At 71.2% G+C, this 21963-nt stretch carries 17 protein-coding genes; 9 read left to right on the top strand and 8 right to left on the bottom strand.

All coding sequences use genetic code 11. The features are described from left to right. Positions 1 to 37: 37 nt before the first annotated feature. Positions 38 to 1681, bottom strand: coding sequence for a GMC oxidoreductase (locus tag ACWFR4_RS18875; protein WP_453653392.1), 1644 nt, complete (start codon positions 1679 to 1681; stop codon positions 38 to 40). Positions 1682 to 2006: 325 nt separating this feature from the next. On the opposite strand from ACWFR4_RS18875, the gene ACWFR4_RS18870 reads away from it, so the two are divergent. From ACWFR4_RS18870 to ACWFR4_RS18860, 3 genes are all read left to right on the top strand, one after another. After that, positions 2007 to 6062 (top strand): Pls/PosA family non-ribosomal peptide synthetase, encoded by a 4056-nt coding sequence (locus ACWFR4_RS18870; protein WP_453653390.1) that lies wholly within the window; start codon positions 2007 to 2009, stop codon positions 6060 to 6062. Positions 6063 to 6167: 105 nt separating this feature from the next. After that, on the top strand, positions 6168 to 7505 hold the full coding sequence (locus tag ACWFR4_RS18865) for a M1 family metallopeptidase (protein ID WP_453468853.1): 1338 nt from the start codon (positions 6168 to 6170) through the stop codon (positions 7503 to 7505). Positions 7506 to 7515: 10 nt separating this feature from the next. Further along, complete coding sequence (locus tag ACWFR4_RS18860) at positions 7516 to 8751, top strand: epoxide hydrolase family protein (protein WP_453468854.1); 1236 nt, start codon at positions 7516 to 7518, stop codon at positions 8749 to 8751. Positions 8752 to 8767: 16 nt separating this feature from the next. Here ACWFR4_RS18860 and ACWFR4_RS18855 read toward each other — a convergent pair whose 3' ends face one another. Further along, a complete protein-coding gene (locus tag ACWFR4_RS18855) occupies positions 8768 to 9388 on the bottom strand; it encodes an L-threonylcarbamoyladenylate synthase (protein WP_340456629.1) in 621 nt (206 codons plus the stop codon). Positions 9389 to 9755: 367 nt separating this feature from the next. Here ACWFR4_RS18855 and ACWFR4_RS18850 point away from each other — a divergent pair, with 367 nt between their 5' ends. Further along, positions 9756 to 10394 (top strand): LysE family translocator, encoded by a 639-nt coding sequence (locus tag ACWFR4_RS18850; protein WP_453469384.1) that lies wholly within the window; start codon positions 9756 to 9758, stop codon positions 10392 to 10394. A 9-nt stretch (positions 10395 to 10403) separates the two neighbouring features. Here ACWFR4_RS18850 and ACWFR4_RS18845 read toward each other — a convergent pair whose 3' ends face one another. After that, a complete protein-coding gene (locus tag ACWFR4_RS18845) occupies positions 10404 to 11027 on the bottom strand; it encodes a class I SAM-dependent methyltransferase (RefSeq protein ID WP_453469385.1) in 624 nt (207 codons plus the stop codon). A 143-nt stretch (positions 11028 to 11170) separates the two neighbouring features. Between ACWFR4_RS18845 and ACWFR4_RS18840 the strand changes: the two genes are divergently transcribed. Then, positions 11171 to 12655: an FG-GAP repeat protein gene (locus ACWFR4_RS18840; protein WP_453653388.1), complete on the top strand. Its 1485-nt coding sequence runs from the start codon at positions 11171 to 11173 to the stop codon at positions 12653 to 12655. Between the two features lie 300 nt (positions 12656 to 12955). Here the strand turns inward: ACWFR4_RS18840 and ACWFR4_RS18835 are convergent, their stop codons facing one another. Next, positions 12956 to 14617, bottom strand: a complete 1662-nt coding sequence (locus tag ACWFR4_RS18835) for an ABC-F family ATP-binding cassette domain-containing protein (RefSeq protein ID WP_453653386.1) — start codon at positions 14615 to 14617, stop codon at positions 12956 to 12958. A 438-nt stretch (positions 14618 to 15055) separates the two neighbouring features. On the opposite strand from ACWFR4_RS18835, the gene ACWFR4_RS18830 reads away from it, so the two are divergent. Together ACWFR4_RS18830 and ACWFR4_RS18825 are read left to right on the top strand one after the other, a co-directional pair. Beyond that, the gene (locus ACWFR4_RS18830) at positions 15056 to 15247 is read left to right on the top strand and encodes a hypothetical protein (protein WP_227299335.1); all 192 of its coding nucleotides are present in this window, start codon (positions 15056 to 15058) and stop codon (positions 15245 to 15247) included. A 159-nt stretch (positions 15248 to 15406) separates the two neighbouring features. After that, positions 15407 to 16213 carry an alpha/beta fold hydrolase gene (locus ACWFR4_RS18825; RefSeq protein WP_453653384.1) on the top strand — a complete coding sequence of 269 codons (807 nt, stop codon included), beginning with the start codon at positions 15407 to 15409 and terminating at the stop codon, positions 16211 to 16213. A 12-nt stretch (positions 16214 to 16225) separates the two neighbouring features. Here the strand turns inward: ACWFR4_RS18825 and ACWFR4_RS18820 are convergent, their stop codons facing one another. Continuing rightward, positions 16226 to 16957 (bottom strand): class I SAM-dependent methyltransferase, encoded by a 732-nt coding sequence (locus tag ACWFR4_RS18820; protein ID WP_453467392.1) that lies wholly within the window; start codon positions 16955 to 16957, stop codon positions 16226 to 16228. 159 nt (positions 16958 to 17116) lie between these two features. Between ACWFR4_RS18820 and ACWFR4_RS18815 the strand changes: the two genes are divergently transcribed. Continuing rightward, positions 17117 to 17884, top strand: coding sequence for a sulfite exporter TauE/SafE family protein (locus ACWFR4_RS18815; protein ID WP_453653382.1), 768 nt, complete (start codon positions 17117 to 17119; stop codon positions 17882 to 17884). A 9-nt stretch (positions 17885 to 17893) separates the two neighbouring features. Here the strand turns inward: ACWFR4_RS18815 and ACWFR4_RS18810 are convergent, their stop codons facing one another. Beyond that, entirely contained in the window at positions 17894 to 18715 is an 822-nt protein-coding gene (locus ACWFR4_RS18810) for a VOC family protein (protein ID WP_453467396.1), read from the bottom strand. A gap of 250 nt (positions 18716 to 18965) precedes the next feature. Here ACWFR4_RS18810 and ACWFR4_RS18805 point away from each other — a divergent pair, with 250 nt between their 5' ends. Next, positions 18966 to 20033 carry a class I SAM-dependent methyltransferase gene (locus ACWFR4_RS18805; protein ID WP_453467398.1) on the top strand — a complete coding sequence of 356 codons (1068 nt, stop codon included), beginning with the start codon at positions 18966 to 18968 and terminating at the stop codon, positions 20031 to 20033. Positions 20034 to 20051: 18 nt separating this feature from the next. On the opposite strand, the gene ACWFR4_RS18800 is transcribed toward ACWFR4_RS18805, so the two are convergent. Continuing rightward, positions 20052 to 20699, bottom strand: coding sequence for a dihydrofolate reductase family protein (locus ACWFR4_RS18800; RefSeq protein ID WP_453467400.1), 648 nt, complete (start codon positions 20697 to 20699; stop codon positions 20052 to 20054). Between the two features lie 140 nt (positions 20700 to 20839). After that, positions 20840 to 21823: an alpha/beta fold hydrolase gene (locus tag ACWFR4_RS18795; RefSeq protein ID WP_453467402.1), complete on the bottom strand. Its 984-nt coding sequence runs from the start codon at positions 21821 to 21823 to the stop codon at positions 20840 to 20842. Positions 21824 to 21963: the final 140 nt, after the last annotated feature.

Below are 21963 nucleotides of genomic sequence, written 5' to 3'. Positions count from 1 at the left end.
CGCGGGGGCCGCGGCCGGCCCCCGCGCTGTGTATCCGCTACAGATCAGTGGCGATGATCTTCTCGATGTTCCGCTCGGCGAGCGCCGTGATCGTGACGAACGGGTTGACGCTCGTGTTGCCGGGGATCAGCGAGCCGTCGATGACGTAGAGGCCCGAATAGCCTTGCAGTCGCCCGTAGTTGTCGGTGGCCTTGTTCAGGACCGCGCCACCGAGCGGGTGGTACGTGAGGTGGTCGCCCCAGATCTTGTACGTGCCGAAGAGATCGGTGCGGTAGATCGTGCCCTCCTTCGCGTTGATCTTGTCGAAGATCGTCTTGGCCATGTCGATGGAGGTCTGCTTCCAGGCCGTCTGCCAGTTCAGCTCAGCCCTGCCCGCCTGGGCGTTCCACGAGAACTCGGCGCGGTGCGGGGTGTTCGTGATCGACAGATAGAACGAGGCGAAGGTCTCGATCCCGGTCGGCAGCGGCGCGACCTCGGCGAACGCCCCTCCGGCGGCCCAGTTGTCGATGCCGCCACAGGGGATCGACGCCTGGAGCTTGCCGGTCGGGTCCCACAGATGGTTGGCGCGGCCGCACATGACGTTGCCGTTGTCGCCCCAGCCCTTGCCGACCTCACCGTTCAGGGCGGGCAGGGCGCCGGTGGCCTTGAGCTTGACCAGGAGCTTGCTGGTCCCGACGCTGCCGGCTGCGAAGAACACCCTGTCCGCGGTGACGGTCTTGGTGGCCGTGGTCGTGCCGGTGGTGTCGATCTGCTCGATGACGACCGTGTACCCGCCGCCGGGTGCGGGCGCGACCGAAGTCACCTTGTGCAGCGGCGAGATGGAGACCTTGCCGGTGGCCGCGGCCTGGGCCAGGTAGGTCTTCTGGAGTGACTTCTTGCCGTAGTTGTTGCCGTAGAGGATCTCGCCGGCGAGCGCCGACTTGGGGACGGTGCCGGCCGCTTCCTGCTTCATGTAGTCCCAGTCGTACACGTCGGGCACGAAGACGAACGGGAAGCCGGAGCGCTGGGCGTGCTTACGGCCGACGCGCGCGAACTGGTAGCACTCGGCGCTCTCGAACCAGGCCGGGTCGACGGTGCCGACGCCTAACGCCGCGTTGGCGCGCGGGTAGTACGTCGCGTACATCTCGGCGGCGTCGACCGACGGGAGGATGGCGCCGAAGTTCTCGCGCATGGGCGTGACCGCCATGCCGCCGTTGACCAGGGAACCGCCGCCGACGCCGCGGCCCTGATAGACGACGATCCCGCCCATTTCCTCGGCGTCCAGAATTCCGGTGTAGCGGGGGACGTCTTTGTCGAGCGGGAAGCCGAGGAAGTTGCTGAGGGGCTGTTTGGTCTTGGTCCGGAGCCAGTAGGAACGGGCGTCCGGACTGGTGGTGTTGGCGAATATCTTGCCGTCCGGTCCGGGGGTGTCCCAGGCCATCCCCATTTCGATCATGTGGACGTCGACACCCGCCTGGGCGAGTCTCAGCGCGGCCACGGAGCCGCCGTATCCCGTGCCGACGACGAGGGCGCGGACGTGCGCGCCGGAGTCGATCGGAGCGGCGACGGGGGCGGTGGCCGCATGGGCCGCGGGGGCGTGGGCCGACAGCGCCGCGACGCTCAGAATAGAACCGGTTCCAGCGATAAAAGTGCGTCGCGAGACGTTCCTGGAACCGATTGCACGCGTGGTGGAACCACTCATGGCACGTTCCTCACTTTCGATGGAATCGAAACGAGTTCTACTGCCGTTCGCGCGGCAAGTCACTACACACGAACAGGTAATTCATGTGCGCCGAATAGGTAACTCGCGTCCACTCATCCCCGGGTGCACCGGCGGCCCCGGGGCGGCCGTCGACAGCCGCGGAGGAGTTGTCACTGTCACACAGATCCAGGCAAGTCCCTCCATGTAAACAATCGAGCGGGTTACTACACTTCGTCAGGTTGTTCGGCGCCCGGCCGGACCGGCAGCACGGCTTTCATGCGGGATCACCGTTGATCCAGCTCCGGCGGCGAGACGCAAGGAACCCATGACGACCTCAGACAACGGCAGCGACGTCCCCCCGCTGGACGGACCGCTGCCCGGCACGGTGGCACTCGACGACGCGGCGGGCGTCGTCGTGGAGCGCGGGACGCCGCCGGTCGAACCCCTGGACCCGATCGAATCGCTGGACCTGACCGCCGCCACCCCCGACGCGGAGTCCGTCGCGACACGCAGCGGCACGGCCCTGTTCACCGCGGGGCCGGCCGCCCCTCCCCGCACCCTCATGAACATCTTCGGCGCGTCCGTGCGCGACCACCGCGACGAGGTGGCCCTGGACGACGGGTCGAAGCAGCTCACGTACCGCGCGCTCGCCGACGAGGTGGAGAACCTGCGGGTGCGGCTCGCGCTGGCCGGGGTCCGCAGGGGCGACCGGGTCGGGGTCCGCGTCCCGTCCGGGACCAATGATCTCTACATCGCGATCCTGTCGGTGCTCGCCGTCGGTGCGGCCTACGTCCCCGTGGACGCCGAAGACCCGGACGAACGGGCCGAGTTGGTCTTCGGCGAAGCCGGGGTCCGCGCCGTCATCGGCGCCGGCCACGACCTGACCGCGTGGGGGCCCGACGGCAAGGAGGAGGGCGGCGTCAGGACTCCCCGGGGATCCGCCGACTGCCTGCCCGGTACCGACGACGATGCCTGGATCATCTTCACGTCCGGCTCCACGGGGAAGCCCAAGGGCGTCGCGGTCTCGCACCGCAGCGCCGCCGCCTTCGTCGACGCCGAGGCCGCGCTGTTCCTCACCGACGAGCCGATCGGCCCCGGCGACCGCGTGATGGCCGGCCTGTCCGTCGCCTTCGACGCGTCGTGCGAGGAGATGTGGCTGGCCTGGCGCAACGGCGCCTGCCTGGTGCCGGTGCCGCGCTCCCGCGTCCGCAGCGGCGCCGACCTCGGGCCGTGGCTCGTCGAGCAGGACATCAGCGTCGTGTCCACGGTGCCCACGCTCGCCGCACTGTGGGAGCCCCAAGTCCTCGACGACGTACGCCTTCTGATCTTCGGCGGTGAGGCGTGCCCGCCCGAGCTGGCGCAGCGCCTGGTCACCGAGGGCCGCGAGGTGTGGAACACGTACGGCCCCACGGAGGCCACGGTCGTCGCCTGCGCCTGCCTGTTGACCGGCGAGGAGCCCGTCAGGATCGGACTGCCGCTGGACGGCTGGGAGTTGGCCGTCGTCGACGAGGCCGGCGACCCCGTCCCGCTCGGCGCCACCGGCGAACTCGTCATCGGCGGCGTGGGCCTGGCCCGCTATCTCGACCCCGACAAGGACGCCGACAAGTACGCGACGCTGCCCTCCCTCGGCTGGGAACGCGCCTACCGCAGCGGCGACCTCGTCAAGGCGGACCCGGAAGGCCTCGTCTTCCTGGGGCGCGGGGACGAGCAGATCAAGCTCGGCGGGCGCCGCATCGAACTCGGCGAGGTCGATGCGGCTCTGCGGGCGCTGCCCGGCGTCGCCGGGGCGGCCGCCGCCGTACGCGCGGCGCGCAGCGGCAACCAGTTGCTCGTCGGCTACGTCGTCACGCAGGACGGCTGGGACCGCGCCGAGGCCGTCGAGCGCCTGCGGGCCGCGCTGCCCGCCGCCCTGGTGCCGCTCCTCGCCCCCGTCGAGAGCCTGCCCACCCGCACGTCCGGCAAGGTCGACCGCGCCGCCCTGCCCTGGCCGCTGCCCGACCTGGAGACCACCACCGGGCCCACCGAGCAGCTCTACGGCACCGAGGCGTGGCTCGCCGAACAGTGGGCGCACACGCTCGGGGTGTCCGTGACCGGCGCCAAGGACGACTTCTTCGCGATCGGCGGCTCCAGCCTGGCCGCCGCTCAGCTGACCACCCGGCTGCGCACCCGCTACCCCAGCGCCGCCGTCCTCGACATCTATCAGCACCCGACGCTGCGCAAGCTCGCACGCCATCTGGAGGAGTCCGCGCAGGGAACGGAGGCTCACCGAGACGTCGGGCCCGTGCCGGTGCGCGCCCAGGTCCTTCAACTCCTGCTTCTGCTCCCGCTGTTCACGCTCGTCGGGCTGCGCTGGTGCGTGGCCCTGGCCGCGCTCGGCAACGTCCTGCGCTGGTTCGGGTCCTATGCCTGGGCTCCGGCCGTGTCCTGGTGGTGGGTGGCCGCGGGGGCGGCGGTGCTGTTCAGCCCGGCGGGGCGGCTCGCGCTCGCCGCGGGAGGCGCGCGGCTGCTGCTGCGGGGCGTCGGGCCCGGCACGTATCCACGCGGCGGCCACGTCCATGTGCGGCTGTGGACGGCTGAGCGGCTCGCCGAGTACAGCGGCGCGACCTCGCTGACCGGCTCGTGGCTGCTGCGGTACGCGCGCGCCCTCGGCGCCCGGATCGGCACCGAGGTGGACCTGCACTCGCTGCCGCCGGTGACCGGCATGCTCAAGCTGGGCCGTGGCTGCGCCGTCGAGGCCGACGTGGACCTCTCCGGACACTGGCTCGACGGCGACCGTCTGGTGATCGGTGCCGTCAAGGTCGGCGGCGGAGCGGTCGTCGGCACCCGCAGCCTGCTCTTCCCCGGTGCGCGCGTCGGCAAGAAGGCCGAGGTGGCCCCCGGATCCGCGGTGACCGGCCAGATCCCGACCGGCCAGCGCTGGGCCGGCTCCCCCGCCGTGAAGCTGGGCAAGGCCAAGCGGGACTGGCCGAAGCAGCGGCCCGAGCGCTCGTACGGCTGGCGGCTGATGTACGGGGCGTCGGGCCTCGCCCTCTCCGCGCTGCCGGCGCTCGCGGCCGTGCCCGCGCTCGCGGTGGCGCTCCGCTTCGTACCCTCGGACGCGGGTCTCGGCGAGGCGCTGCGCGGCGCCCTGGTCGCGGTGGTGCCCGCCGCGCTGGCCTTCGGATGCGCGTACGCGCTCCTGCTGGTGGGCGCCGTGCGGCTGCTGAGCCTCGGGCTGCGGCCGGGCCTGCATCCGACGCACGGCCGCACCGGCTGGCAGTCCTGGACGATCACGCAGCTGATGGACGCGGCCCGGCAGACGCTGTTCCCGCTGTACGCGGGGCTCGTCACGCCGCTGTGGCTGCGGCTGCTCGGCATGAAGATCGGCCGTCGCGCGGAGGTCTCCACGGTCCTCGCCCTGCCGAGCCTCACCACGGTCGGCGACGGAGCGTTCCTCGCCGACGACACCCTGACGGCTCCGTACGAACTCGGCGGCGGCTGGGTCCGGATCGGGCGGGCCGCAATCGGCCGGCGGGCGTTCCTCGGCAACTCCGGCATGACCGGGCCGGGACGGAGCGTCCCCGACGGAGGTCTGGTCGGTGTCCTGTCGGCCACCCCGAAGAAGGCCAAGAAGGGCACCTCGTATCTGGGGCTGCCGCCGATGAAGCTGCCGCGCGCTCCCGAGGGCGGCGACCATTCCCGTACGTACGACCCGCCTGCGCGACTGCTGTGGGCGCGCGGCGCGGTGGAACTGTTCCGGCTCGTGCCCGTCTTCTGCTCGGCGGCGCTCGCCGTGCTGACGGGCGGGGCGCTGTGTGCTCTCGCCGGGCCGGCGGGCGCGGGCCGGTGGGGTGCCGCCGCTCTGTCCGGGGCGGTGCTCCTCGGCGCGGGCGCCGTGGGCGCGTTGTCCGCGGTCGTCGCGAAGTGGCTTCTCGTGGGCCGGCACCGGGCCGGTGAGCACCCGCTGTGGAGCGGCTTCGTCTGGCGCGACGAGCTCGCCGACACGTTCGTGGAGGTGGTCGCCGTGCCGTGGCTGATCGGCGCGGTGCCGGGCACCCCGCTCATGACGTTGTGGCTGCGCGGCCTGGGCGCGCGCGTCGGCCGGGGCGTGTGGTGCGAGAGTTACTGGCTGCCGGAGACGGACCTCGTGACGCTCGGCAGCGCGGTCAGCGTGAACCGTGGCTGCGTGCTGCAGACGCACCTCTTCCACGACCGGATCCTGCGGCTGGACAAGGTGACGCTCGGCGGGGGTTCGACGGTGGGCCCTGGCGGAATCGTCCTGCCGGGCAGTACGGTCGGCGCTCGCGCCACTCTGGGCCCCGCGTCCCTGGTCATGGCCGCGGAGTCCGTACCCGAGGACACACGCTGGCTGGGCAATCCGATCGAGGCCTGGCGGTCCTAGAAGGGCGGGCACACCTTAAGGTCGGTCAGGGCTTCGATGCGTACGGCACGGGGTGGGGGGCACGACACGGACACGTTGAGTACGGCGCAGGGAGTGGACACTTCAGTGAGCGGCCAGACAGCGGCTTCGGAGCCGTACTTCCCCGGCCACGGCGACCCCCGCTACCGGGTGCACCGCTACGAGCTGTCCCTCGACTACCGCCCCGGCCCCAACCGCCTCGCGGGGAACGCCCGTATCAGCGCCATAGCGGGCCGGGCCCCGCTGACCGAGTTCCAGCTCAACCTCGAGGCCTTCCGGCTCGGCAAGGTGCTCGTCGACGGCCGGCAGCCGCGCTACACGCACCGGGGCGGCAAGCTGCGGATCCGGCCCGCGAAGCCGCTGCGGGCCGGCGCCGCGTTCACCGTGGAGGTGCACTGGTCGGGCAATCCGAAGCCGGTCAACAGCCCCTGGGGCGGGCTCGGCTGGGAGGAGCTGTCCGACGGCGCGCTCGTCGCGAGCCAGCCCGTCGGAGCACCGTCCTGGTTCCCGTGCAACGACCGGCCCGACGACAAGGCCGCCTACCAGATCTCCCTCACGGTCCCCTCGCCGTACACGGTGGTCGTCGGCGGGCGCCTGCTCACGCGCACGACGAAGTCGTCGACGACGACCTGGGTGTACGAGCAGCAGGCACCTACGCCGAGTTATCTCGTGGGCCTCTCGATCGGCATGTACCAGACGGTCCTGCTGGGCGAGCCGGGGCTCGGCGGTGTGCCGCAGAGTGCGTACGTGCCCGTACGTCTGCTGTCGGAGTTCTCGCGGGACTTCGCCCGGCAGCCCGAGATGATGCGGCTCTTCGAGGAGCTCTTCGGGCCCTATCCCTTCGGTGAGTACGCCGTCGTGGTGGCCGACGAGGACTTCGACGTCCCGGTCGAGGCGCAAGGGCTCTCCCTGTTCGGCGCGAACCACGTGGACGGCGCGCGGGGCTGGGAGCGGCTCGTCGCGCACGAGCTCGCCCACCAGTGGTTCGGCAACAGCCTCACCATCGCCGACTGGCGGGACATCTGGCTGAACGAGGGCTTCGCCAAGTACGCGGAGTGGCTGTGGTCGGAGCGCTCGGGCGGCCGCACCACGCAGGAACTGGCCGCCGCCGCACACCGGGAGCTGTCCACGCTGCCGCAGGACCTGCTCCTTGCCGACCCGGGCCGCAGGTCGCTGTTCGACGACCAGGTCTACGAGCGCGGCGGGCTCACCGTGCACGCGATCCGCTGCGCGCTGGGCGACGAGCCGTTCTTCCGCATGGTGCGCGACTGGGTCTCGGCGCACCGGCACGGCGTGGTGACCACCGAGGCGTTCACGGCGCACGTCGCCCGGTACGCGGCGGCGCCGGTCGGCGACCTCATGACAGCGTGGCTGCGCCGCAGGCCGCTTCCGCCGCTCCCGGCACCTCTGGTCCCCTACAGGTAAGGACTCTCCCGTGGCTGCCGGAACACCGCGCTTCCCCCTGGATCCCACGCCCGTCCACGTGCCCGACGCCGTCCTGGAGGACCTGCGCCGGCGCCTCGGCATGACGCGCTGGCCCGACGACGTCGGGAACGGCGACTGGTTCTACGGAGTCGACCGCGGCTACCTCCAGGAGCTGGCCGAGTACTGGCTCCACAGCTACGACTGGCGCAAGGCCGAAGCCGCGATCAACGCCTACGAGCACTACCAGGTGCGCGTGGACGGTGTCCCGGTGCACTTCATGCGCAGGCCGGGGGCCGGCCCGAACCCCACCCCGCTGATCCTCACCCACGGCTGGCCCTGGACGTTCTGGCACTGGTCCAAGGTCGTCGACCCGCTCGCCGACCCCGCGGCGTTCGGCGGGGACCCGGCCGACGCGTTCGACGTCATCGTCCCGTCCCTGCCCGGCTTCGGCTTCTCGGCGCCGCTGCGCGACCACCCCGACATGAACTTCTGGAAGGTCGCCGACCTCTGGCACACCCTCATGACCGACACCCTCGGCCACACCCGGTACGCCGCCGGCGGCTGCGACATCGGCGCCCTGGTCACCGGTCAGCTGGGCCACAAGTACGCGGACGAACTCCTGGGCATCCACATCGGATCGGGCCTGAGACTCGACTTCTTCACCGGCGACCGCGCATGGGACTTCAGTGGCGGCCGGCCCATCCCCGACGGACTGCCCGACGACGTCCGCGCCCGGATCCTGGCCTTCGACCGCCGCTTCGCCTCCCACCTCGCCGTCCACGTCCTCGACCCCAGCACGCTCGCCTACGGCCTGAGCGACTCCCCGGTCGGCCTGCTCGCCTGGATCCTGGAGCGCTGGGTCAGCTGGAGCGACCACCACGGCGACATCGAGACCGTGTTCACGAAGGACGACCTCCTCACCCACGCCACGATCTTCTGGGCCGGCAACACGATCGGCACGTCGACGCGGTACTACGCGAACGCCAACCGCTACCCGTGGACGCCCGCCCACACCCGTACGCCCGTGGTCGAGGCCCCCACCGGACTCACCTTCGTCGGCCACGAGAACCCGCCCGGCGTCACGACGGCACAGCAGCGCGTCGACAACTGGCTCGCGAGCGACCGTGCCGACTGGTACCACCACGTCAACGTCAACGCCCATGACGAGGGCGGGCACTTCATCCCGTGGGAGGTCCCCGACGCCTGGGTCGACGACCTGCGCCGCACGTTCCGCGGGCGGCGCTGAGCGGCGGCTGCGACCGCTACTCGAACCGCGAAGGGTCGCCCGCCCCGCGCCGTACGATCTCCGTCTCGCCGCCGGAGAAGTCGATGACCGTGGTCGGCTCGGTGCCGCAGTCGCCGGAGTCGACCACGACGTCCACCTCGTGGTCGAGCCGCTCCTTGATCTCCCAGCCCTGCGTCAGAGGCTCTTCCTCGTCGGGCAGGAGCAGCGTGCTGGACAGGATCGGCTCGCCCAGTTCGGCCAGCAGGGCCTGCACGACGGCGTGGTCGGGGATCCGGACGCCGACCGTCTTCTTCTTCGGGTGCAGCAGCTGACGCGGCACCTCCTTCGTCGCGGGCAGGATGAAGGTGTAGCTGCCCGGCGTCGCCGCCTTGATCGCGCGGAACACGTCGTTGTCGATCTGCACGAACTGCCCGAGCTGGGCGAAGTTCTGGCACATGAGCGTGAAGTGGTGCCGGTCGTCGAGGTGGCGGATCGCCCGGATCCGGCTGATGCCGTCCCGGCTGCCGAGCCGGCACCCGAGCGCGTAGCAGGAGTCGGTCGGATACGCGACGAGTTCGTCGGCGCGGATGCTGTCGGCCACACCGCTGATCGTGCGCCGCTGGGGGTTCTCGGGGTGTACGTCGAAGTACTTCGCCATTCGCCGAGTGTAGTGGCCGAGGGCGTGAATCGATCTCTGAACGGGGGCGGCTCTCCCCCGAAAGTAGTCCCCCCGAGCGCGACACCCGGCACCTCCGCGGTGACGGCGCCGAGGGTGGGGCGATGACCGGGCAAGTCGCGTTCGGCCGAAGTCGCCGCTGGGGAGGGGCTGTTCAGCAGGTAGTTCGCGGCGGCCACCGCGAGCTTCGCCGCGGTGATGTTCCTGACCGGGTTCGCCGCACTCGCCGTGATCCCGACGCTGCCCGCGGCCACGCGTGACCGGGACGGGGTGTCCCTGTGGTCGCCGGGGCCCAGGGCGGAGGAAAATCCCGTGCGGGCGGGACGCGCTGAGGTGTTGTATGAGCCCCATGGTGTCTTCCGACCGACTGCTGGCCTTCGCGGCCATGTCGTTCCTGCTGATCGTGATTCCGGGCCCCAGCGTGCTGTTCGTGATCGGGCGGGCGCTCTCGCAGGGGCGCCGTGCCGCGCTGACCACGGTCGTGGGCAACACGCTCGGCGCCTACGTGCTCGTCGTGGCCGTGGCGCTCGGTGTCGGTGCCGTCGTGGAGCGCTCGGTCCTCGTCTTCACCGCGCTGAAGCTCGTGGGCGCCGCGTATCTGGTGTACCTCGGCGTCAAGGCGGTGCGTCAACGGCGTTCACTGCACGCCGCGTTCACCGGTGCCGGGGTCGCGCACGGCAGTCTGCGTACGTTGTGGGAGGGGTTCGCCGTCGGTGTGGCCAACCCGAAGACGATCGTGTTCTTCGCCGCCGTGCTGCCGCAGTTCGTGGACCGCGGCCAGGGGCACGTCACCCTTCAGATGCTTCTGCTCGGCCTGGTCTTCAACGTCATCGCGGTGGTGTCCGACAGCGTGTGGGGCCTGGTCGCGGCGACGACGCGGAGCTGGTTCGCCCGCTCGCCCCGGCGGCTCGGCATGGTCGGCGGTGTCGGTGGGCTCACGATGATCGGCCTCGGTGTGACCGTCGCGGCGACGGGCCGTACCGACTAGGGCCGTTCTCTACGGCGCAAGCGCGACGCCCAGGGAGTTGGCCCCGATGGGCTTCGGTGCGCCCTTCTCGTAGAAGACGTCGAGTGCCGTGATCGTGAATCCGGCCTCCGTCAGCAGGTCGGTGATCGGGCGCGTGAGGTGACAGCCGCCGAAGAGCCGCTTGTTCACCGGTTCCATGCGTCGCTGCCGGCGGCGTACGTTCTCGTCCCCTTTCGGTGCGAGCCCGTGCTCCAGGAAGTGCAGTGTCCCGCCGGGCCGCAGCACACGGCGCACCTCGCGCAGCGCGGCCCCGGGATCGGGGATGGTGCACAGCGTCCACGTCGACAGCGCGGTGTCGAAGCTGTCGTCCTCGAAGGGCAGCGACTGGCCGTCCGGGCCCGCGCGGCGCACCGGGACGGACGCCGCGCCGACCCGCTCGGCGGCGAGTCGCCATCCGACGTCCGAGGGTTCGATCGCGACGACGCCCTCGACGGTCGACGGGTAGTAGGGGACGTTGTGTCCCGTGCCGAACCCGATCTCCACGACCTGGCCCCGCAGCCCCTCGCAGACCCGGCGCCGCAGCGGTGCGGCCATCTTCGCGCCACAGGCGACATCGATGATCCGGGGCAGCACCTGCTCGGCATAGAACCCCATGGCGGCCCTCCAGATCTCGCTACCAGCATGGCACCGCGGCGGCCCCGGTGCGACGTTGCGGAACCGCGATCTTCATGACCGCAACCATGGCTGTCCCCGAGCGGTCCTATCCGTAGCTCTGCAGGAGACCCAGGAGGAACGTCTTGTCCCATGCGTCCCGTAAAAGCCGTCGGCTGTCTCAGGCGCTGATCGCCTGCGGATGCGCGGTGACGCTGCTCGTGGGCTGTTCCGAGGGCGACGCCCGCGAGGACCGCACCGCCGACCCCGCCCCGAGGGTGCCCACGAGCCGGGGTGCGGGCGAGCGCGGGCTCGGGGACTTCGACCGGGACGGCTACGACGACTTCGTGACGTCCATGACCACGCGGAACAAGTTCCGGGAGCCGACCGGCTACCACCTGCTCGTCCTCCCCGGCTCCGCGAAGGGCCTGGACCCCGGGCGCCGCAGGACCTACCGCGACTTCTTCTACGGTCCGCTGCACCGCGCCGACCTCGACATTGACGGCTACACGGACCTGGTCGCGACGCAGACCGACCGCCACGCCGAGGACCCCGCGCGCCGTGACGACCCCGGGACCGCCGTGATCCTGCCCGGCGGCAGGAAGGGCCTCGGCGACCCCGTCCCGGTCAAGGCCGCCGGTCTCGTCATGGCGAGCGCGGCCGCCGATGTCGACGGCGACGGGGCCGTCGACCTGATCTGCTCGGGGCACCACCCCAACCCCATCGACACCGAACTGCCGGACCGGCAGGGCCTGGTGGCGTACGGCCCCTTCGGCAAGGACGGCACTCCCGCCCGCACCGCCGAACTCAAGGACGCGGCCAGTCCGAGCCAGGCGATCAGCGGGGACTTCGACGGCGACGGCTACGGCGATGTCCTGTTCACCGACCCCGACCCGGGTGAGGAGGACGCGGACCCGCCGCCGGCCAACGGCCCGTCCGTGACGTACTTCCGCGGCAGCCCTCGCGGACTGGCACCGGCCCGGCCACCCGCGAACCTGGACAACGAGACGTACGACGGGGTCCTGGTGCCGCACAGCGGTGACGTCGACGGCGACGGGATCGAGGACATACTCTCGCCCGGCTACCGCGAGGTCGGTGTCGCGGAGGGCCCCGCCTCGGGGCGGCTCACCGTGGCGTACGGGTCGAAGTCGGGTGTGGGAGGCGGGCGGCCGAACGCCGTCTTCGACCAGGAGACACCCGGTGTGCCCGGCGACTCACAGGGCAAGGACGGTTTCGGACGGAACGCGGGCACCGGCGATGTGAACGATGACGGGCATCGGGATCTGCTCGTGGGTACTCCCGGCGAGGACCAGCGCAACGGGCGGTTCACGCTGCTGCCGGGCGGTCCCGACGGTCCCCCGACGGGCGCGAACGCCACCGCCTTCGACCTCGACACCCCCGGTGTGCCCGGCCGCCACGACCCGTGGGGCGGTGACGAGTTCAGCGCCACGTTCCCGCTGCTCGACGTCAACGGGGACGGCCGGTCCGACGTGGTGGCCACCGCCCCCGGCTATCGGCGCGGCAAGGGCGGCCTCTGGCTCTTCCCGGGTACCCCGGAGGGACTTGGCACGGCCGGGCGGATCCAGTTCCTGGACCCGCCCGGCCTCGGGCTCCCGCCACGTACCGCGTAGGGCTCCGAGAAACCGAGCGCCGTCTGGATGTGCGGGAGAGCGATGTTCACGATGGTGATGTCGAGGACCACCATCAGCCGGCACGAACAGACGACGCGGAGTGCGATCTCCCCCTGCCGTGGCCCCGCTCCGGGGCTTCGGCAGGCTTCGAGGGTGTCGACTGAATACCCGGCATGGGAAAGGGGTGCACCTCAGTTCCGCAGTGAACGCTCTTGTTCACTACACCTACGTTGACCCTGGCCGTGCGGCCCCGCCAATCGATCGACGGTCCCGGGGCCCGCCCCGGCCACGCTCCTCTTTTCACCCGGCCCCGGGCGCTTCCAGCAGGTCGCGCACCTCCTCCGCGGTCGTCTCCTGAAGGTCCTCGCCGAGCAGCAGCCAGCGGGTGATGCCGATCGACTCGAGAAAGGGCAGGTCGTGGCTGGCGATCAGGAGGGCGCCCTCGTACGACTCCAGTGCGCTCGTCAACTGCCGCACGCTGGCCATGTCCAGGCTGTTGGTCGGCTCGTCGAGCATCAGGAGCTGCGGGGCCGGTGCGGCGAGCATCGTCGCCGCGAGTGCCGCGCGGAAGCGTTCGCCGCCGGAGAGGGTGCCGGCCGGCTGTTCCGCGCGGGCGCCCTTGAACAGGAACCGCGCGAGCTGGGAGCGGATGTGGTTGTCGGTGACACCCGGGGCCATGCGGGCCACGTTCGCCGCGACGCTCAGCTCCTCGTCCAGTACGTCGAGGCGCTGGGGCAGGAACCGTAGCGGTACGAACGTCTTCGCCTGGCCGGAGAGCGGTTCGAGCTCGCCGGTGAGGGTGCGCAGGAGCGTGGTCTTTCCGGCTCCGTTGCGGCCCACCAGCGCGATGCGTTCCGGGCCGTGGATGTGGAGGCTGCCGTCGCGCAACTTGCCGTGCGGGAGGCTCAGTTCGTCGATGTTGAGGACTGTACGGCCCGTGGGTACGGCGGTATGGGGCAGGCTCACGCGGATCTCGGCGTCGTTGCGGATCGCCTCCGCGGCCTCCTCGCGCCGCTCGTGCGCGTCGCTGAGCCGGTCCTCGTGCAGCCCGCGCAGTTTGTCGCCGGACTCCTGAGCGGACCTCTTCTTCTCCCCCGCGACGATTCTCGGGGCCTTGCGCTGGGCGTCCATCTTCTTGCTGTGCCGGGCGCGGCGGGCCACCTTGATCTGGGTCTCCTCCAGTTCGCGTTTCTGCCGGCGCACGTCGGCCTCGGCGGCCCGCAGCATCCGCCCGGCCGCCTCCTGCTGGGTGGCGAGCGCCTCCTCGTACGCGGACCAGCCGCCGCCGTACCAGTTCACGGAGCCGGAGCGCAGTTCGGCGATGCGGTCGACCCGTTCGAGGAGTTCGCGGTCGTGGCTGACCACGACGAGGACGCCGGAGCGCCAGGAATCGACGGCCTCGTAGAGCCTGCGCCGCGCGAAGACGTCCAGGTTGTTGGTCGGCTCGTCCAGCAGGAGGACGTCGGGTCGCTCCAGGAGCAGGGCGGCCAGGCGCAGGAGGGTGGTCTCTCCGCCGGACAACTGGCCCACGGTGCGGTCGAGTTCGACGTCCGCGAGGCCGAGTGAGCCGAGTGTCGCGAGGGCCCGCTCCTCGACGTCCCAGTCGTCGCCGACCGTGTCGAAGTGCTCCTCACTCACGTCACCGTTCTCGATGGCGCGCAGCGCGGCGCGCCGCTCGGCGATACCGAGGGCCTGGTCGACGCGCAGCGCGGTGTCGAGGGTGATGTTCTGCGGAAGGTGGGCGAGGCTGCCGCCGACGGTCACCGACCCCTGGGAGGGGGTGAGTTGACCGGCGAGCAGGCGCAGCAGGGTGGATTTTCCGGTGCCGTTCGTGCCGACGAGTCCGGTGCGGCCCCGGCCGATGGCGAGGGAGAGCCCGTCGAGGACGGGGGTGCCGTCCTGCCACTGGAAGGAGAGGGCGGAGCAGGTCAGGGAGGCGCTGGGCGCGGTGGGTGTCGCCATGGTGTATCTCGCATTCGCAGGCGCGGTGGGAAAGGGCTACGTATGCGAGCACCACGCGACGACCGAACCGGGAAGGCGGAAATCCGAGAACCCGGAAAGGGGGTGCGGCTGTCCGAGAGATCATCGGGGACGGCTCATGCACCGAGGTCGCATCCACGCGGGGTCACGGGCGGCACGGAACGGCCGCTACGGCGTGACGGGCGTACGGCGGCGAAGGCCGTACGGCGCGGTGATCGCGATCCTCAGATGCGCAACGTCCACCTCAATCGGAGACAACAGAGACGCAGAAAACCTTAACGACCGGGTGATCAGAAGGCAAGAGTCCCAGGTCACGAGCCCGATCCCGCCCGACATGCACCTTCTGCGGCGGCGTGCAAGTCTGGGAGTGGCCGGCCTGTCGCCGGGCACTCCGGCGCATTCCGGCCAGGAGGAACGATCATGAGCAAGAAACAGAGCCGCCAGAACCGCGGCGCCCGATCGGGCGGCCACGGCCATGACCACAGCTCCACCGCCGAGAAGCGGGCGACGCCGGAGCCGATGACTAAGGCGACCGACCCGTCCGAAGAGCCCGCACGCCGGATCTCGGAGCACCACTCGCACAAGCAGCCGCGGAAGTTCGGCCACAACTGACGAACAGGCCGGCCGCCCACACCGTCACACGCTGCGACGCGGGGTCACGGCCCCGCGTCTCTCAGTGATGCCCCGCCCGCCGCCCGCCGCCCGCCGCCCGCTGCCCGCCGCCCGCCGCCCGCCGCCCGCCGGTCATGATCGCGGCCCTAGAGTGCCCGCATGAGCCGCATCACTTCGAACGGTGCCACGATCCACTTCGACGACCTGGGCCCGGCGGACGGCATGCCCGTCGTCCTGATCCACGGCCACCCCTTCAACCGCAGCATGTGGCGCCCCCAGGCCGCCGCGCTCAGCGCCGCCGGATACCGTCTCATCGCCCCTGACCTGCGCGGTTATGGAGACAGCGACACGGTCGCGGGGATGACCTTGTTCCCCGCCTTCGCGGACGACATCGCCACTCTGCTCGACCACCTGGAGCTCGACCGCGCGGTTGTCGGCGGTGTGTCCATGGGCGGCCAGATCACCATGGAGTTCCAGCACAGCCACCCGCGCCGCGTGCGCGCCCTGGTGCTCGCCGACACCTCACCGGTGGCCGAGACCGACGAGGGCAAGGCCTTCCGCAACCGCCTCGCCGACCGGCTCCTCGCGGAGGGTATGGACGGTTACGCGGGTGAGGTCATCGACAAGATGCTGGCCGCCTACAACGTCACCGCGATGCCGCAAGTCGCCGCGCACGTCACAGAGATGATGCGGACCACCGACCCGGCCGGCGCCGCCGCGGCGCTGCGCGGGCGTGCCGAACGCGCCGACTACCGCACGACGTTGGCGGCCACGACCACTCCCACCCTCGTCGTGGTGGGCGCGGACGACGTGTACACCCCGCCCGAGGACGCCCAGGGCATCCAGCGCCTGGTCCCGCACGCGACCCTCACCGTCGTCGACCACGCGGGACACCTGCCGAACATGGAACAGCCGGAGGACTTCAACACCGCACTGGTCCACTTCCTCAACTCCCTGCCCCTTTAACTCCCTGGCGGATCAGGGGTCCTGCCGGAACAGGGCCGTCCAGAGGAAGGGTTCGCCGAAGCTCGGCGATTCCGGAGCCTCGTCGCGCATGCGGCGCTGTTCGACCTCGGTCAGGTCGGAGAAGATCCAGCGCAGGGACTCCGGCGTGTACGCGAGTCCGCCGTGCAGGCCGGACCCGCGGTAGAGGTCGGCGTCGGCCACCTCCGAGCCCATCGCGCCGGACGCGAAGCACGTGAGGGCGAGTCGGCCGCCGGGGGCGAGGGTGCGGTCGAGGAGGTCGAGGTAACTGATCCGGCGGTGCGGCGGCAGATGATGGAAGCAGCCGGAGTCGTAGATCAGGTCGTACGGGCCGCGCAGTTCGGCGTCGGCCAGGGCGAAGGCGTCGCCGCAGTGGAAGGTGATGGCGGCGCCCGCTTCTACCGCCCGTTCCTCGGCCCAGGCGATGGCCTCCGGTGACAGGTCGACCGCGTCCACCTCGAAACCGTGCGACGCGAGGTGGATCGCGTTGCGCCCGGGGCCGCAGCCGAGGTCGAGTGCGCGGCCCGGGGTGACCAGCTCGCGCCGGAGATAGGACACGAGGTTCTCGTCGGGCTTGTCCGCGAAGAACGGCACGGGCCTGGTGCGGTCCGCGTAGAAGCCGTCCCACCAGGTGGCCGCGCCGCCGGTCCAGCGGTCGGCCTCCGGCGCGAACAGCCCGTCCAGGAGCGCGAGTACGTCGTCGACACTGCGTATGTTCCGGTCCATCCGGCTCCCCTCCCCTGTGCGCCGATCTTAGTTTCACGAGGGCTTCGGGGAGGGTTCGGCACCCCGGCTTCGGCCCCCGAGGACACTTCGACACGCGCCGAACTGTCCGCGGCCTAACGTCTGCGGCATGCGAGACGAATCGGTGAAGAGCGAGGCGCGGTGACGCTGTGGGAGATGGTCGCCGTCTGTGCCGCCGGGGTGGGCGCCGGGGCCATCAACACCGCCGTGGGCTCAGGAACGCTGATCACGTTCCCCGTTCTGCTCGCCACCGGTCTGCCGCCCGTCACCGCCACGGTGTCGAACGCGCTCGGCCTGATCCCGGGGTCCATCAGCGGCGCCATCGGCTACCGCGCCGAACTCGGCGGGCAGCGGCGGCGCATCCTGAAACTGGGCACCGGTGCCGTGCTCGGCGGGTTCGCGGGCGCCACGCTTCTGCTCACCCTTCCGGCCGCGGCGTTCGAGACGATCGTGCCGGTCCTCGTCGGCCTCGCCGTCGTCCTGGTCGCGTTCCAGCCGCTGATCAGCGGCCGAGTACGGCGACGGCGCGCGCGGTCCGGCGCCCGCCCGCGCGGCGACGTGGGACCACTCCTGTTCACCTCCCTCACGCTCGCCAGCGTCTACGGCGGCTACTTCTCCGCCGCGCAGGGAATCCTCTACGTGGCGCTGATGGGCATGCTTCTGGACGAACCGCTGCAACGCCTGAACGCCGTCAAGAACGTCCTGGTCGCCCTCGTCGACGCCGTCGCCGCCCTCTTCTTCGTCTTCGTCGCCGACTTCGACTGGACGGCTGTACTGCTCATCGCGGCGGGTTCCGCAGTCGGTGGTCAGCTCGGCGCGAAGGCAGGCCGGCGCCTCAGCCCCGGCGTCCTGCGCGCCCTCGTCGTGACGGTGGGGACGTTCGCCGTCGTCCAGCTGCTCCTCCGGTGACCGGGGCGCTCACCCCGCCAAGGCGCCCGCACGGGGTGCGAACACCGTGAACTGCGCACCCTGGGCGTCCCGCACGGTGGCCCAGTGTCCGGCCTCGTCCTCCCACTCGCCCGTCACGGTGCCGTCGTGCTTGAGCGCCGCGCGGGTGCACTCGGCGATGTCGTCCACGGTGAACTGGACCTCCCAGTGCGGCCGGACGTCGGGATCCGGGGCCGCCTCTACGGCACCGGAGGTGATCCGGGCCATGGCCAGTCCGTCGCAGACCAGGATGACCTCCTCGTTCTCGTAGCGGACGTCACAGCCACCGGGCCGGGTCCAGCCCAGGACCTCGCCGTAGAAGATGGCGGCGTCGAAGGCGTTCCTGGTCACGAGCCGGAGCCCGACCTGCGCCTCCGGGTGCCATCCGCTCCAGTCCCGTACGAGGTGACCGGACCAGATCCCGAAGGCGGCGCCGCTGCTGTCGGCGAGCAGTGCGGCGCGGCCCAGGGGGAAGGGGATCGGGCCCACGCCGACGGTGCCGCCGCGTTCGCGCACCCGGCTCGCGGTCTCGTCCGGGTCGCCGACGCCGAAGTACGGCAGCCAGGCCGTGGCCACGCCGAGGGTGGGCGCCACCGCGCCGATGCCCGCCACAGGTCTGCCGTCCGACATCGCGACGGCGAACCCGTCGCCGAGTCGGCCCGGACGGAATTCCCAGCCGAGCACGGCCTCGTAGAACGCTCTGGTGACGGCCAGGTCGTGCGCCGCGAGGCTCACCCAGCAAGGGGCCCCGAGCACGGCGCCGCTCGGCGGGCCGTCCTCGTCACCGGCCTCGGTGGCCAGTCTGTCGGTCATCGTGCACCATCCCTGAATCACGGCCTGCGCCCATTGCAGCAAGAACGGCCTCGTGCGGCCATCGCCCAGTAGGGCGACACGGGCCTGGCCGGAAGCCGCTGGGCGATAGGCCGCGAAGCCGGGGGCGCCTCGGAACGCCCAGCGTAGAATCAGGATAAAAGGTGCCGAACGGTCACGCTGTGGGCGGTGCCGCGTCGGCGTCGTGCTCTCGGGGAGGGTGGTGCCGCAGTCCCGCCGGAAGGAGTCCACGATGACGACCGGGCAGGCAGTCGATTCCGGGCGGAAGGAAGAGTTCGCCGGGCGCATGGCCCAGGTGGTCAATGACGCGTGTCTGGGCTATCTGTGCAGCCTCGGCCATCGGACAGGGCTCTTCGACACGATGGCGCCTCTTCCGCCGTCGACCAGCGTCCAGATCGCCAAGGCCGCGGATCTCGACGAGCGGTACGTACGGGAGTGGCTCGGCGGCCTGACCGTCGCCGGGGTCGTCGAGTACCGGCCGGCCGACGGCACGTACTGGCTCCCTCCCGAGCACGCCGCCTCCCTCACCCGGGCAGCGGGGCCGGAGAACATGGCCTCGCTCCTTCAGGACCTCGCGCTCCTCGGCATTGTCGAGGACGAGGTCCTCGACGCGTTCCGCAAGGGCGGCGGCGTCCCCTACTCCTCGTATCCGCGGTTCCAGGAGCTCCAGGCCGAGGAGACTGGGCGCGTCTACGACGTGGCCCTGGTCGACACGATCGTTCCGCTGGCGCCGGGCCTGACGGAGCGGCTGCGCGCCGGAATCGACGCGCTGGACGTCGGGACCGGGCAGGGCCATGCGGTGAATCTGCTGGCCCAGGCGTTCCCCGCCAGCCGGTTCCGCGGCATCGACATGTCCCAGAACGGCATCGCGGCCGCACGCGCCGAGGCGGAGCGGCTCGGCCTCGACAACGTCCGGTTCGACGTGGTCGACAGCGCCGATCTGAGCGGTACGTACGACCTCATCACGGCGTTCGACGTGATCCACGACCTGGCCCGCCCGGCGCGCACCCTGGACGCGGTGGCCGCCGCGCTGCGCGACGACGGCGTGTTCCTCATGGGCGACATCTCCGCCTCCAGCAATCTGGAGGAGAACATCGACCATCCCCTCGGCCCCGCCCTGTACACCTTCTCGGTCTTCTACTGCATGACCGTGTCGCTGGGCGAGGGCGGCGCGGGGCTCGGCTCGGTGTGGGGGCGGCAGCGGGCGCTGCAGATGCTCGCCGACGCCGGGTTCGGTGACATCGACGTGGAGCAGGTCGAGGGCGACATCCTCAACGTGTACTACGTGGCCCGTAAGTGACCGTCGCCGGTTGCCGGGTCATTCGCCGGCCCAGGAGCGGCGGACCAGACGTGCGTGCGTGACCGCCGGGGAGCTGACGAGTTCCACGACCTCGTAGCCGTCGACGCCGTCTCCGAGGTTGTCGAGCAGGCGCTCGCCCTTGCCGACGAGGAGCGGCACGATGGCCAGGTGCAGTTCGTCGACGAGGCCGGCGCGCAGGTACTGCTGGATCGTGGCCGGGCCCCCGCCGATGCGCACGTCCTTGCCGTCCGCCGCCTCGTAGGCCCTGGCGAGGACCGTCTGGACGGGCTCGTCGGTGAAGTGGAAGTCCGTTCCGCCCTTCATCGACACCGACGGACGCGTGTGGTGCGTGTGCACGAACACCGGGTGGTGGAACGGTGGGTTGTCGCCCCACCAGCCGGTCCACGCCTCGTTCTCCCACGGTCCGCGACAGGGGCCGAACATGTTGCGGCCCATGATCGTGGCGCCGATGTTGTCCTCGCTGCGCGCGACGAAGTCGACGTCGGTGCCCTGCTTGCCGTCGGCGTGGTCCTTCATCGCGGCGAACATCCAGTCGTGCAGGCTGTCGTCGATCCCGTCGCCGAAGGGCGCGTCCATGCGCTGGTCGGTACCGGCGGCGAATCCGTCGAGCGAGACAGTGATGTTGTGTACGCGGAGCTTCGGCATGACGTCTCCTTCGTGGTGACGGTAGCGGGGCCGTTCCCGCTCTCACCCTTGCGTCGAACGGAGCGGGGGCGGATCGACAGCTCCTCCCGAATATCTTCCAGGAATCCCGTCACCGCAGCGCGCACCTGGCAGGGGACCCCTCAGGCGTCGGGGAGCCCGGCCAGCCACTCGATGAGGATGCGGTTGACGTCTTCGCCGCGCTCCTGCTGGATCCAGTGGCCGCAGCCGTCGAGGAGGTGCGACGAGCGCAGGCCCGGCAGAGTGGCCGGGTAGGCAGCGATGGCGTCGGACAGCCACGTGGTGGACGCGTCCAGGGCTCCGCCGATGAACAGGGACGGCTGGGTGACGGGGGCGCCTTCATGGGCCGCGAGGTCCTCCCAGTCCCGGTCCATGTTCCGGTAGCGGTTGAGCGCTCCGGTCAGCCCCGTACGTTCGAACTCCTCCGCGTACACGTCGAGTTCGGCCTCGTCGAGCCAGGCGGGGAGCCGGCCGGCGGGGAAGCGGTCGCGCATCCTTCCACCCCGGGGGACGAAGTGCGGGTCGGGTGCGCCGGGCGCGGGCATCGTGTCGGCCGACAGCGCGGCGAAGATGCCCGCGAGCCAGCCGCGCACGTCCGGCTCGATCTCCGCCTCCGCCCTTCCGGGCTCCTGGAAGTACGAGACGTAGAGCTCCTCGTCCCCGCCCATGCCCGCGAAGACGTCGCTGGGCCGCGGTCCGCCGGGCGGCGTGTAGGGGACGCTCAGCAGCGCGACCGCGCGGAAGACGTCCGGCCTGAGCAGCGCCGAGTGGGCGGAGATGTTCGCGCCCCAGTCGTGCCCGACGAGCACCGCGGACCGCTCGCCGAGGGCGTGCACGAGGGCGACGTTGTCGTCCACCAGGTCGCGCATCCTGTAGGCGGCCGGATCCGCGGGCTTCGAGGAGCGGCCGTAGCCTCGGACGTCCAGGGCGACGGCCCGGTATCCGGCCGCCGCGAGCGCCGGCAGCTGGCGGCGCCACGAGTACGAGGTCTCGGGGAACCCGTGCACGAGCAGGACCAGCGGCCCGGCGCCCTGCTCCACGAGGTGGATCCGGCCCGCGGGCCCGTCGACCAGTCGGTGTGTGGCTTCCGCGGCCTGCTGCGACATGCGACCTCCTGTAGACACCGTGCGGCCCCGCCGGGTGCAACCGGCGGTGGCGGCCCTGACGCCGATCATGCAACGGGCCGTCGCGCGGCACCGACCCTTCTTGCCGCTTCGGCAAAGAATCCGCTCGCCCGGGGCGGTCC

Source organism: Streptomyces sp. NPDC055140 (assembly GCF_053607285.1).
Note: the sequence above shows the minus strand (reverse complement) of the source record. Positions and strands in the feature narration are given on the sequence as shown.